Below are 12466 nucleotides of genomic sequence, written 5' to 3' on the forward strand. Positions count from 1 at the left end.
CCCGCCCGCGCCGGTGCCGCACGGGCGCCGGCTGCACACCGTACGCAACCAGGACCTGCTGGTCAGCCAACTGCTCACCCCGCAGGCGTTCCTGCTCCCGTTCGGCCTGGCGTTCGTGATCGCGCAGTTCGTCTCCGAGGGCTCCTGGTCGTTCATCGCGGTGGCCAGCACGCTCACCGCGATGGCCGGTGTGCTGCTGCAACCGGTCCGCCGCGTGCTCGACGACTGGGGTTTCCGGCTCGACCGGGACGACGACCGGCTGCGGGTCCGCAACGGGCTGCTGGAGACCCGGATGCAGACCGTGCCGCTGCACCGGATCCAGACCGTCGGGGTGACCTGGCCGCTGCTCTGGCGGATGAAGGGCTGGCTGCGGCTGCGCCTGGAGGTGGCCGGCTACTCGGCCGCCGAACCGGACGACCGGAACCGCCCGGACCGACTGCTCCCGGTCGGCGACCCGGCCGCCGGCGCGCTGATCGTGGCGGAACTGCTGCCCGGCGTACGCCTGGACGCGCTGCCGACGACCCCACCGCCCCGGCGGGCCCGCTGGCTGCGCCCGCTCACCCGGGCGGCGGTCGGCGCCGGACTCGACCCGGACGTCTTCGTCGCCCGCTCCGGACTGCTCACCCGACAGCTCACCCTGGTGCCGTACGCCCGGATCCAGAGCGTCCGGGTGACCCAGGGCCCGGCGCAGCGGTGGCTGCGGCTGGCCACCGTGCACGCGGACACGGCCGGCGGGTCCGGCGCGGCGGCACCCGACCGTGACCTCGCCGAGGCATGGCAGCTGGCAGCCGACCTGACGGCCCGCGCCGAAATGGCCCGCCGGGCCGACCGCGCCCGCCGCCGCTGAACCCGCTCCCCGCACCGCCCGCCGCGCCCGCACCGCCCGCCGCGCCACGCGGGGCCGGCCGCGTCGGCCGCCCGGGCCACGCCGCGCCAGCCCGGCCATTCCTGGCGGAACTGCTGACCCGCGCCGGCCCTGGTTCATGGAAAGAGTGGCCATCCCGCGCGGGGTGACCACTCTTTCCATGAACCAGGGCGATCTAGAAGGCCGCCGCGGACGACCTTGAAGGTCCGCCGCGGACGATCTGAAAGGCCCGCCGCAAGCGATCTAGACGGTCCGCCGCGGGCGGCCTTGAAGGCCCGGCGCGGGCGACCTTGAAGGCCCGGCGCGGGCGGCCTTGAAGCCCGGCGAGGCCGGATCTTGGACGCGTAACCGGGGATCTTGGGCGTGCGGCCGGAGGGGACCGGCGGGAAGTGTCCGGGTCAGCGGTCGGCCGGCACCGTGGCGGGGTCGGCGGAGTCGGCAGGGGTGGCGGGCCGGACGAGGGCCGGCGCGTCGGTGTCCGGCGCGTGGGTGTCCGGCGCGGCCTCCGACGGCAGGGTGTCGCGTCGGGCCCGCCGGGCCGCCCACCAGCGCTCGGCCAGCCCGACGACCAGGTAGGTCAGCCCGACGTAGGCCCAGCCGACCAGCACGTCGATCAGGTAGTGCTCGCCGCTGTAGATCAGCGTGAAGGTCATCGCCAGCGGGTAGGCGAGCAGCAGCGGCCACCAGCGCCGGCGGACCGAGGGCAGGAAGAAGAGCACCACGAAGAGGGCGAAGGCGGTGTGCAGGGACGGCATCGCGGCGACCGGATTGGAGGCGACCTGCCCGGCGTTGAGCAGGTTGCCCGCGCCGTGCATGCCGATCTCTCGCCAGCCGCGGGTGGAGATCCGGGCCACATCGCTGAGCAGCCCGTTCTGGGCGGCCCACCACGGCGGCGCGGCCGGGTAGAGGAAGTAGGTGGCCAGTCCGGCGGCGCAGAGGAAACCCCAGCGGCGCATGTACGCGGCCCAGCGGCCCCGGTCCCGCAGCCAGAGCACCGCGGCGGCGGCCAGCGTCGCCACGAAGTGCGAGAAGTAGACCCAGCTGACCAGCACGTCCCACCAGTGCACCTGGTCCGGCCGGTAGAGGTGCTGCTGCAGCCAGACGGTGGGCACCTCGCCGCCGGTGGCCCAGCCCACCATGAACCGGTCGGCGACGACCAGTTCCATGGCGTGCGGCGTCGCCCCGTTGTCGGCGAACCCCCGGGAGAGGTTGTACGCGGCCAGCAGCAGCACCACCGGGATCCAGTCCCGGGCGAAGCGCAGGTGGCTGCGCCACGGACGAGCGGAGTTCCAGGCGATGGTGCCCGCCCAGATCCAGACGAAGGCGTACGCCGGGTCGGTGGGCAGGCCGATGGCGAGCCAGGCGGCCACGAAGGCGACACCCCAGATCGCCATCGCGACCACGCGACGGCGTCCGCCGTCGGGCGAGGGTGTGGCACCGGTCCGGGCGGGGGGCTGGGGGTCTGTCACAACGGCCATCGCGGTCAAGGTTAACGGCGGGCGACGGATCGCCCGACGGCGACCACCCGCGGGCCGGACGCCCGAGCGCCGGCTCGTCTAGGCTCGGGGCATGCAGGAGCAGCCGGAGACGCCCTTCGCGCCGGGCCTGTCCGCCCGCGTCGAGCTGACCGTCACCGATGCCGACACCGCGCAGGCCGTCGGCTCCGGCGACGTGCCGGTGCTCGGCACGCCCCGGGTGCTCGCCCTGGCCGAGGCGGCGACCGTGGCGGCCACGGCCACCCGGATGCCGGCCGGGTCGACGACCGTCGGAGTCCGGGTCGAGCTGGACCACCGGGCGGCCACCTCGGTCGGGCGTACGGTGGTCGCCCAGGCCCGGCTGACCAAGGTCGAGGGCCGGCGGCTGCTGTTCGAGGTGGCCGTCGTCGACGGTGCGGACACGGTGGCCGAGGGGCGGGTCGAGCGGCTGCTGGTCGACCGGCAGCGCTTCGTCGAGCGCGCCTCGCGGGCGTCATGACCGCCGAATTCGTCGAGGTCGCCGACCGCGTCCACGTGCTGCGCGACCCGCTGCTGCAGGTGAACGTGACGCTGGTGGTCGGGGACGGCGCGGCGCTGCTGGTGGACACCCTCTCCACCGCCGGGCAGGCGCGGGAGCTGGCCGAGGCCGCCCTTGCGGTCACCCCGCACCCGTGGACGATCGTCAACACCCATCACCACTTCGACCACTGCTTCGGCAACGCCACCCTGGCCGCCGACCCGCCCCGCCCGGTGTACGCGCACGAGCAGGCCGCCGCCGTGCTGCGCGACCACCCGGACGAGCTGCGGCGGGCCGCGTACGAGGAGATGCGCGACGAGCAGCCGGCGCTCGCGCAGGAGCTGGCCCGTACCGAGCTGCTCGCGCCGACCCACGCCGTCGTGGCGGAGACGGTGCTGGACATCGGCGGACGCCGGGTGGTGCTGCGCCATCCGGGGCACGGGCACACCAACGCCGACCTGGTGGTCCACGTGCCGGACGCGGACGTGCTGGTCGCCGGGGATCTGGTGGAGCAGAGCGGCCCGCCCGCGTTCGAGGAGTCGTACCCGTTGCAGTGGCCGGACGCGGTGGCCGACCTGCTCCGGCTCACCACGCCGGGCACGGTGGTGGTGCCCGGTCACGGCGCGCCGGTCGACGTGGAGTTCGTCCGGGCCCAGCACGCCCAGCTGGTCGACCAGGCCTGGCTGATCCGGGCCGGTCACACCGGCAGCGCGCCGCCGGAGCGGGTGGCCGCCGAGTCCCCGTTCGGCGCCCGCCCCGGCCTGATCGCCGCCCGCCGCGGCTACGCCGAACTCGACGGCACCGCCTGACCCGTCCCCGCCTGTCCCACTCCGTCCGCCCGGGCACCGACTCGAGATCGCGCTGGATCCTGGCTGTGGTGGCCGCCAGGGTCCTACTTCCCGGATGCTGCCGCTCGCGGCCCGCAACCACGCCAGGCGAGCGCGGTCAGCCGGCGGCGCGGAGGTCGGTGAGAAGCCGGTCCAGGGCGGGTACGGCGGCGAGGATCGCGTCCCGGTCGGCCGGCCCGAGGGCCGCCAGGGCCTCGGTGAGCAGGGCGGACCGGTGCACCTCGTGGTCGGCCATCCGGGTGCGGGCGGCGTCGGTGATCCGGAGTCGGACCACCCGGCGGTCCGCCGGGTCGCGCTCCCGGTGCAGCAGCCCCGCGTCGGTGAGGTCGCGGACCAGGGTGCTCACCGTGTTCGGCGCGGTGCCCAGCCGCCGCGCCGCCTCCTTGCCGCTGATCCCCGGCTCGGCCCGGACCAGGAGCAGCAGTTCCACCTGGGCCTGGGGCAGGGCGACCAGGTTGGCCCGGGCGACGGCGCGTCGGCGCAGCAGCCGGTGCAGCTCACCCACCACGGCACCGAGCCGTGCGATGCGGTCCTGGCTCGACACGGGAGTCACCTACTTCACACCGCAACAATTCTGGATACAGAGCTAAGGTTAGCCGGAGATCATCGATCCTGGGGGACCCTGCCGTGAGCCGTACCGCGCCGACGACCGTGCGCCCGCCCGTCGCCGCGCCGGCCCCGCCCGCGGGTGGCGTGGCCCTTCTGGTGCTGCTCGGCACGCTCACCGCGATCGGCCCGCTCTCGCTGGACATGTACCTGCCGGCGTTCCCCGCGATGACCCGCGACCTCGGCGCCGACCAGGCCGGGATCCAGCTCTCGCTGACCACCTGCCTGGTCGGCCTCGCCCTCGGCCAGCTCGTCACCGGCCCGCTCAGTGACCGGTGGGGCCGGCGCCGCCCGGTACTGGTCGGGGTCACCGCGTACGCCCTGCTGGCGCTGGTCTGCGCGGCCGCGCCGAACGCCCCCGCGCTCGCCGCCGCCCGGTTCGCGCAGGGTCTGGCCGGCGGCATGGGGGTGGTGGTCGCCCGCGCCGTGGTCCGCGACCTCTACTCAGGCCGGGCCGCGGCGAAGTACTTCTCCCGGCTGACCCTGGTCTTCGGCGTGGCGCCGGTCGCCGCGCCGAGCGTGGGCAGCCTGGTGCTCCGGTTCGGCTCCTGGCGGGCGGTCTTCCTCACCCTGGCGGTGATCGGGCTCCTGCTCGCCGCCGCCGTCGCCCTGCGCCTGCCGGAGACCCTGCCCGTCGAGCGGCGCAACACCGGCGGCCTGGCGGCCACCGCCCGGACCATGCGGTCGCTCGCCGCCGACCGGGTCTACCTCGGGTACGCCCTGACCCAGGGCTTCGCGTTCGCCGGGCTCTTCGCCTACATCTCCGGGTCGTCGTTCGTGTTCCAGGACGTATTCGGGGTGTCCGCGAGCACGTTCAGCCTGATCTTCGGGCTCAACGCGCTGGCCCTGGTGGCGACGGGCCAGGCCAACGCCCGGCTGCTGGACCACGCCGGCCCGCGTCGGCTGCTGGTCACCGCGGTGCTGGTCAACGTGGTCGCCGCGGCCGGGGTGCTCACCGGGGCGTTCGCCGGCAGCCTCGCCCTGGTCGCGGTGGCGCTCTTCCTCTTCGTCGGCTCGCTCGGCATGGTCACCCCTAACAGCACCGCGCTGGCGCTGGACGCGCACCCCCGGCACGCCGGCACCGCCGCCGCGCTGGTGGGCGGCATCCAGTCGGTCGTCGGCGCGCTCGCCGCACCCCTGGTCGGCCTGGGCGGCGAGGGCAGCGCGGTCCCGATGGCCGTCGTCCTCACCGGCGCCGCCGCCCTCTCCCTGACCGCCGTCCACACCCTCACCCGCCCCCGCTAACCCCTCCCCCCGCCCCACTCCCCGCGATCATGGAGTTGTCGCGCCCAACTCGTGGGGTTACGCCCGTTCTGTGAACCACCACAACTCCATGATCGACGCGGGCGGGCGGGGGCGGGCGGGCCGCGGCGGGGCGGGAGGGAAGGACGTGGGTCAGGTGGGGAAGCGGGTGGCGACGGCAGCGCGGGTGGGCATGGCGGTGGCGCCGCCGGGGGACTCGCAGACCAGGCCGGCCACCCGGAGGGCGAAGGCGACCCGCTCGTGCCAGCCGGCGGGCTCCGTGGGCTCCCCGGCGGCGAGCAGTTCGGCGATGAGGGCGCCCATCACCGAGTCGCCGGCACCGGTGGCGTCCGCCGCCGCGACCTTCGGGGCCGGGATGCGGACCACGTCGTCGGCGGCCGCGACCAGGGCGCCGTCCGCGCCGAGGGTGACCACCACGGTCCCCGCGCCCAACTCCCGCAGGTACGCGGCGACCCCCTCGACCGGCTCGTCCGGGTAGAGCAGCCGCGCGTCGGCACTGCTCAGCTTCACCAGGTGGGCGCTCGCGGCGAACTCGGCGACCACCTCGCGCAGCCCGTCCAGCGCCCCGGGGCCGAGCAGCCGGGGCCGCACGTTCGGGTCGAACACCCGCAGCGCGCCGGCGATCGACCAGGCCCGCCGCGCCGCGGCCAGCACCGGCGGGTCGAGCAGCACGATCGAGCCGCAGTAGAGCACGTCCGCGCCCTCGACCAGGGCCACGTCCAGGTCGTCGGGGCCGAGCAGGGCATACGAGCGGGGCTCGCCGTAGAAGCGGAAGTCGGGTTCCGCGCCGGCGAAGGTGGCCACGGCCAGGGCCGTCGGGGCGGGTACGGTCACCGCCCCGGCCAGCCCGACGCCGGCGTCGGTCAGGAAGGCGCGGATCCGCTCCGCGAGGGCGTCGTCGCCGAGCGACCCGACGAACTGGACGTCACCGCCGAGCCGGGCGACCGCCACGGCCACGTTCAGCGGTCCGCCGCCGACCGCCTGCCGGTAGACGGGCTGCCCGTCGTACTCGGCGTCGAGGAGGTCGACCAGCGCCTCGCCGAGCACCACCGCGTACCCCATCGTGGCTCCTTCCGTTCGTCGTACCCCCGATCCTGGCGCATGCCGGGGGCGGAGCGCGACGAGACCGCCTCATCGACGTGCGACTATTGCCAAGCCGGCGGCCGTCGTGGTGGGATGGCGCTTGCCGGAGTGGCGCGGGGGCTGCCGCGCCACCGGCCGCCGGGTCGAGCCGACGCGAGGGCACGCCGGTCCGTGGCACGGACCGCAGGCGGCGCGCGCCCCCGGACGGCCCTCCCCCGGGCCGCACTCCGAACGCCGGGCGTGGCGCCGCGATCGTCGCATCCGCTCGTCGCAGCGGGGCGGACCGTGCGGGTCGCGCCCCGCGAGTCAGGAGAACCCGTGCACCGATCCCGTACGGCCGCGCTGCTCACCGCGCCCGCCACCCTGGCCCTGGGCGCCTTCGCCCTGGCCTCGAACTCCGACCCGGCCGCCGCCCACGGCGCGGCGATGACCCCGGGCGCCCGGACCTACCTGTGCTGGAAGGACGGGCTCACCGCGACCGGGGAGATCAAGCCGAACAACCCCGCCTGCGCGGCGGCGGTCGCCGAGAACGGGGCGAACTCGCTGTACAACTGGTTCAGCGTGCTCCGCTCCGACGCCGGCGGCCGGACCGTCGGGTTCATCCCCGACGGCAAGCTGTGCAGCGGCGGCAACCCGAACTTCAGCGGCTACGACGCGGCGCGCACCGACTGGCCGGTCACCCACGTGACGGCCGGCCGGACGATGGAGTTCCGGTACAGCAACTGGGCCCACCACCCGGGCACCTTCTACTTCTACGTCACCAAGGACAGTTGGAGCCCGACCCGGCCGCTGGCCTGGAGCGACCTGGAGGACCAGCCGTTCCTGACGGTGACGAACCCGCCGTCGGTCGGTTCGCCGGGCACCAACGACGGGCACTACTACTTCAACGGCACGCTGCCGGCGAACAAGAGTGGCCGGCACATCATCTACTCGCGCTGGGTCCGCTCGGATAGCCAGGAGAACTTCTTCGGCTGCTCGGACGTGACCTTCGACGGCGGCAACGGTGAGGTGACCGGGATCGGCACCGGCGGCACCCCGTCGCCGAACCCCACCACCCCGACCCCGGGCCCGACCACCCCCACCCCGACGCCGACCACGCCGACCCCCACCCCGACGTCGAGCCCGACCATGCCGCCGCCGGGCAGCGGCGACTGCATGGCGGTCTACAAGGTGGTCAACGCCTGGAGCGGCGGCTTCCAGGGCGAGGTACAGATCATGAACCACAGTTCCCGGACGTGGGCCGGCTGGACGGCGAACTGGACGTGGCCCGGCGGTCAGACGCTCACCCAGGTCTGGAGCGCCAAGGCGAGCACCAGCGGGTCGTCGGTGACCGTCACCAACGAGTCCTGGAACGGCACCCTCGCCCCGGAGGGCACCACGACCTTCGGCTTCCTGGCCAACAGCTCCGGCACCAACACGATGCCGGCGGTCACCTGCACCGGCAGGTGACGGCCGCGAGCGCGCGTTAGAAAGGGCCCCCTGTACAACGCCAGGCGTTAACAGGGGGCCCTTCCTTACGCGTCAGCGGACCATGCTGCCGACGACCGGCTTGGTGAGCAGGGCGGACTGGTTGCGCTGGATGCCCGGGTCGAGGGTCTTCGCCACGAAGATGGCGTGCCAGATGCAGAAGATCAGCACGGTCCACACCTTGCGGGAGTGGTCCGCCTCCTCCCGCTTGTGCTCGTCCAGCAGGCGCATCGCGTACGACAGGTCGATCAGGTCACCGGCGCCCGAGGTGGCCAGCACGTGCCGGGCCCACTCGTACATCTCGCCGCGCAGCCAGACCCGGGTCGGGGTCGGGAAGCCGAGCTTCTTGCGGTTGACGATGGCCGGCGGGACCACGCCCTGCAACGCCTGGCGCATGGCGTACTTGGTGGCCTCGGAACGGGGCGGCAGCTTCAGATCGACCGGGATGCCGGCGGCGACCTGGAACACCTCCCGGTCCAGGAACGGCACCCGCACCTCCAGCGAGTGCGCCATCGAGATCCGGTCGGCCTTGACCAGGATGTCGCCGCGCAGCCAGGTGTAGAGGTCGACGTACTGCATCTTGGTGACGTCGTCCAGCTCGGTGCACTCGGCGTAGATCGGCGCGGTGACGTCGGTGTAGCGCACCGAGGGGTCGTACCGGCGCAGCAGGTGCTGCTTCTCCTCCTCGGTGAACATCCGGGCGTTGCCGTAGTAGCGCTGCTCGATCGGAGTGGTGCCGCGCTCCAGGAAGCTCTTGCCCTTCACGCCCTGCGGGATGGCCTTGGAAACCGCGCGCAGGCCCTTCTGCACGCCGCCGGGCAGGCCGTTGACGCTGCTCAGCGAGAGCGGCTCCCGGTAGATCGTGTACCCGCCGAAGAACTCGTCCGCGCCCTCGCCGGAGAGCACCACGGTGACGTGCTCGGCGGCCTTCTTCGCGACGAAGTAGAGCGGGACCAGCGCCGGGTCGGCCACCGGGTCGTCCAGGTGCCAGACGATCTTCGGCAGCGCCTCCATCATGTCCTGCGGCCCGATCTTGGTCGGGATGGTGGTCACGTCGAGGTGCCGGGCCGAGTCCTGGGCCACGTCGATCTCGGAGTAGCCGGGCACGTCGTACCCGACGGTGAAGGTCAGGATGTTCGGGTTGAACTCCCGGGCCAGGGCGACCACCGCGGTGGAGTCGATGCCGCTGGACAGGAACGAGCCGACCGGGACGTCCGAGCGCATGTGCATCCGGACGCTCTCCCGCAGCGTCTCCCGGATCTCGTGGTAGAGCTTCTGCTCGTCGGCGACGGGGGCCGGGCGGAACACCGGCCGGAACCAGCGCCGCACCTCGATCCGGCCGCCCGGGCTCCAGGTCAGGTACTCCCCCGACCCGATCCGGCTGATCCCCCGGTGCAGGGTGCCCGGCTCCGGCACGTACTGCAGGGTCAGGTAGTGGCTCAGGTTGGCGGTGTCGATCCCGGCGTCGCCCTGGTACGCCGAGTGGGCGAACGGCAGCAGCGCCTTCTTCTCGGAGGCGAGGTAGAGGCCGTCCTGCGTCTCCAGGTAGTGCAGCGGCTTGATGCCGAAGTAGTCGCGGGCGCCGAAGGCCCGCCGCTCCTGCCGGTCCCAGATCACGAAGGCGAACATGCCGCGCAGCCTCGTGAGCACCTGCTCGCCCCAGTAGTGGTAGCCGGCGACGATCACCTCGCCGTCGCCGTTGGTGGCGAACTGGGCACCGTACTCCCGGATCAGCTCGTCCCGCAGCTCAATGTAGTTGTAGATCTCACCGTTGAAGGTGAGCAGGTAGCGACCGTTGGCGTACGGCAGCGGCTCGTGGCTGAGCGCCACGTCGATGATCGCCAGCCGCTTGTGGGCGAACACCCCGTCCGCGTACCGGCCGGAGGGGTCGCCGACCACCTCGACCCCGGTCTCGTCCGGGCCGCGGTGGTGCAGGCACTCCAGTGCTCCGGCGATGTGGTCGCGGTGGGCGGCGGCGTCGCCGCGCGCGCTGAAGAAGGCCAGGAGTCCGCACATGGTCATCATCTTTCCACGCCGGGGAAGTCGCCGTCGCGGGCACCGCAGGCTCCTCCCGCTCCCGTGCGCGCGATACCGTCTGGACCAGCGACGAGGCTCGAGGAGGACGATCATGGCCGAGGAGCGGACGCAGCAGGGCAAGCCGGCGGACGGCACGGAGTCGCACGACCCGGACTTCCCGGAGGCGTTCCTGGCGTTCATGCGGCAGGGCTGGCGGGACACCGAACTGCCGGTCGGCCCGCGCCCGGAGGTGCCGAACCACGCCAAGCGGCGGGCGGCGCTCGCCGCGGCCTTCCCCGGGGAGACGCTGGTCATCCCGACCGGCAACGAGAAGGTACGGGCCAACGACACCGACCACCGGTTCCGGCCGGGCAGCGACTTCGCGTACCTGACCGGTGACCTGGAACCGGACAGCGTGCTGGTGATGCGTCCGAACGGGGACGCCACCCTGTTCATGCGGCCCCGGTCCTCGCGCGCGACCGACGAGTTCTTCCGCAGCCGGCACGGCGAGCTGTGGGTGGGCCGGCGGCCGACGCTGAAGGAGAAGTCGACCGAGTTGGGGCTGCCCGCCGCCGACCTGAGCGAGCTGGACGCGGCGCTGGCCGAGCTGGCGCCGGGGCGTACCCGGGTGCTGCGCGGCTTCGACGCCCGGGTGGACGCGGCGGTGCGGCCGTACGACGGGGCCCGGGCCGACGGGCAGCCCGGCCGTGACCGCGAGCTGGCCATCGCGATCTCCGAGCTGAAGCTGGTCAAGGACGAGTGGGAGATCGCCCAGCTCCAGGAGGCCTGCGACGCGACCGTCCGCGGCTTCGAGGACGTGGCCCGGGCGCTGCCGGCCGACCGGGCGGTCTCCGAGCGACTGCTGGAGGGGATCTTCGCGCTGCGTGCCCGGCACGACGGCAACGACGTCGGCTACGGCTCGATCGTCGGCGCCGGCGAGCACGCCACGATCCTGCACTGGGTGCACAACCACGGCGCCACCCGTCCGGGTGAGCTGCTGCTGATGGACATGGGCGTGGAGAACCGCAACCTCTACACCGCCGACGTGACCCGGGTGCTGCCGGTCGACGGCCGGTTCACCCCGCTCCAGCGGCAGGTGTACGACGCCGTCTACGCCGCCCAGCAGGCCGGCATCGAGCTGTGCAAGCCGGGGGTGGCCTTCCGGGACGTCCACCTGGCCTCGATGCGGGTGCTCGCGGAGGCGCTGAAGGATCTCGGGCTGCTGCCGGTCAGCGTGGACGAGGCGATGGATCCGGCCTCCACGGTCTACCGCCGCTGGACCCTGCACGGCACCAGCCACATGCTCGGCATCGACGTGCACGACTGCGCCAACGCCCGCAAGGAGATGTACCGGGACGGGCCGCTCGGCGAGGGCTACGTGCTCACCGTCGAGCCGGGTCTGTACTTCCAGCCGGAGGACGAGTTGATCCCCGAGGAACTGCGCGGCATCGGGGTTCGGATCGAGGACGACATCCTGGTCACCGCCGACGGTCCGGTGAACCTCTCGGCCGGGCTGCCGCGCCGCTCGGACGAGGTGGAGACCTGGCTGGCCGAGCAGCGCGCGCCCGGTCCGCGCCTGCCCGGCTGACCGGGCGTACGGCTCCGCACGGCGGGCCCGCCGCCGGCGTCTGCGACGTTTGTCGTCGCTCGACGCCCGGTGACGGGCCCGTCGCCGTTTGCGCCCGCCGCGCCTTGCCGGGCGGTCATGCCCTGCCCGCACCACCCGATCGGGTATGGGCGGAATGCGCGATTTTTTCGTATACGTCCGCGTCGCGAGGATCCTTCTCATACGGTGTCGATCAGAGGCTACAACCGGTTTGTAGCTGGTCGCCCTGCCTCGGGCGGTGCGACCCCTTTGGTAGAAACCGAAAGGGCGGAAGGCTCTGATGTCCAACGACGTAACGACTTCCGACGGCGGGGCCCCGATGACCCCGCCGACGAGCAGGCGGCGGGCGCTCTGGGTCGCCACCGGCGTGGCCGGGCTGACCGGCGTCGTCGGTCTGGCGGCGCTCGGTGGCCTCGCCGCTCGCGACAACAACAAGTCCGACGACGCGCAGCGGGTCGCGGAGAACCGGGCGGCCGCGCCGCAGAACGTCAGCGACGCCGGCAAGGCCGATGACAAGAAGGACGGCGACAAGGGCGACGGCCGGGACGCCGACGCGCAGAACGCCGAGGACGAGTACGGCCGCGACGGCAAGGACCGGGACAACCAGGACCGGGACGAGGACCGGGACCACGGCAAGGTCCGCGAGGTGCCCTGTGACGAGGAGAAGCTGATCGAGGCCGTGGACCTGGCCAACCGGGACCACGGCGGCACGCTCAAGCT

At 73.5% G+C, this 12466-nt stretch carries 10 protein-coding genes and 1 pseudogene; 7 read left to right on the forward strand and 4 right to left on the reverse strand.

Annotation, left to right across the window (positions count from 1 at the left end):
- A partial coding sequence (locus ACWEVO_RS14980; protein WP_452308096.1) for a PH domain-containing protein occupies window positions 1–847 on the forward strand: 847 nt, incomplete at its 5' end.
- A 416-nt stretch (window positions 848–1263) separates the two neighbouring features.
- Here the strand turns inward: ACWEVO_RS14980 and ACWEVO_RS14985 are convergent.
- Window positions 1264–2343 carry a phosphatase PAP2 family protein gene (locus ACWEVO_RS14985; protein WP_452308097.1) on the reverse strand — a complete coding sequence of 360 codons (1080 nt, stop codon included), beginning with the start codon at window positions 2341–2343 and terminating at the stop codon, window positions 1264–1266.
- A gap of 91 nt (window positions 2344–2434) precedes the next feature.
- Here ACWEVO_RS14985 and ACWEVO_RS14990 point away from each other — a divergent pair, with 91 nt between their 5' ends.
- Both ACWEVO_RS14990 and ACWEVO_RS14995 read left to right on the forward strand, forming a co-directional pair.
- Window positions 2435–2839 carry a thioesterase family protein gene (locus ACWEVO_RS14990; protein WP_452308098.1) on the forward strand — a complete coding sequence of 135 codons (405 nt, stop codon included), beginning with the start codon at window positions 2435–2437 and terminating at the stop codon, window positions 2837–2839.
- Window positions 2836–3666 (forward strand): MBL fold metallo-hydrolase, encoded by an 831-nt coding sequence (locus ACWEVO_RS14995; protein ID WP_452308099.1) that lies wholly within the window; start codon window positions 2836–2838, stop codon window positions 3664–3666. Before ACWEVO_RS14990 ends, ACWEVO_RS14995 begins: the two co-directional genes overlap by 4 nt.
- A gap of 136 nt (window positions 3667–3802) precedes the next feature.
- On the opposite strand, the gene ACWEVO_RS15000 is transcribed toward ACWEVO_RS14995, so the two are convergent.
- Window positions 3803–4258, reverse strand: coding sequence for a MarR family winged helix-turn-helix transcriptional regulator (locus ACWEVO_RS15000; protein WP_452308100.1), 456 nt, complete (start codon window positions 4256–4258; stop codon window positions 3803–3805).
- 74 nt (window positions 4259–4332) lie between these two features.
- Here ACWEVO_RS15000 and ACWEVO_RS15005 point away from each other — a divergent pair, with 74 nt between their 5' ends.
- The gene (locus tag ACWEVO_RS15005; protein ID WP_452308101.1) at window positions 4333–5556 is read left to right on the forward strand and encodes a multidrug effflux MFS transporter; all 1224 of its coding nucleotides are present in this window, start codon (window positions 4333–4335) and stop codon (window positions 5554–5556) included.
- A gap of 150 nt (window positions 5557–5706) precedes the next feature.
- Here the strand turns inward: ACWEVO_RS15005 and ACWEVO_RS15010 are convergent, their stop codons facing one another.
- Complete coding sequence (locus tag ACWEVO_RS15010; protein ID WP_452308102.1) at window positions 5707–6636, reverse strand: PfkB family carbohydrate kinase; 930 nt, start codon at window positions 6634–6636, stop codon at window positions 5707–5709.
- Between the two features lie 339 nt (window positions 6637–6975).
- Between ACWEVO_RS15010 and ACWEVO_RS15015 the strand changes: the two genes are divergently transcribed.
- Window positions 6976–8106 carry a lytic polysaccharide monooxygenase gene (locus ACWEVO_RS15015; protein WP_452308103.1) on the forward strand — a complete coding sequence of 377 codons (1131 nt, stop codon included), beginning with the start codon at window positions 6976–6978 and terminating at the stop codon, window positions 8104–8106.
- A 72-nt stretch (window positions 8107–8178) separates the two neighbouring features.
- On the opposite strand, the gene asnB is transcribed toward ACWEVO_RS15015, so the two are convergent.
- Window positions 8179–10140: an asparagine synthase (glutamine-hydrolyzing) gene (gene asnB / locus ACWEVO_RS15020; protein ID WP_452308104.1), complete on the reverse strand. Its 1962-nt coding sequence runs from the start codon at window positions 10138–10140 to the stop codon at window positions 8179–8181.
- A gap of 112 nt (window positions 10141–10252) precedes the next feature.
- On the opposite strand from asnB, the gene ACWEVO_RS15025 reads away from it, so the two are divergent.
- Window positions 10253–11728, forward strand: coding sequence for an aminopeptidase P family protein (locus ACWEVO_RS15025; RefSeq protein ID WP_452308105.1), 1476 nt, complete (start codon window positions 10253–10255; stop codon window positions 11726–11728).
- A 298-nt stretch (window positions 11729–12026) separates the two neighbouring features.
- Window positions 12027–12466 (forward strand): annotated as a pseudogene (locus tag ACWEVO_RS15030) (hypothetical protein); the annotation flags it as partial.

It is taken from the genome of Micromonospora sp. NPDC003776, assembly GCF_053605645.1.

Bases quoted from the DNA above. Each gene is read 5' to 3' on its own strand.
- ACWEVO_RS15025 (WP_452308105.1), top strand. From the start codon at position 10,253: ATGGCCGAGGAGCGGACGCAGCAGGGCAAGCCGGCGGACGGCACGGAG.
- asnB (WP_452308104.1), bottom strand. From the start codon at position 10,140: ATGTGCGGACTCCTGGCCTTCTTCAGCGCGCGCGGCGACGCCGCCGCC.
- ACWEVO_RS14985 (WP_452308097.1), bottom strand. From the start codon at position 2,343: ATGGCCGTTGTGACAGACCCCCAGCCCCCCGCCCGGACCGGTGCCACA.
- ACWEVO_RS15010 (WP_452308102.1), bottom strand. From the start codon at position 6,636: ATGGGGTACGCGGTGGTGCTCGGCGAGGCGCTGGTCGACCTCCTCGAC.
- ACWEVO_RS14990 (WP_452308098.1), top strand. From the start codon at position 2,435: ATGCAGGAGCAGCCGGAGACGCCCTTCGCGCCGGGCCTGTCCGCCCGC.
- ACWEVO_RS14995 (WP_452308099.1), top strand. From the start codon at position 2,836: ATGACCGCCGAATTCGTCGAGGTCGCCGACCGCGTCCACGTGCTGCGC.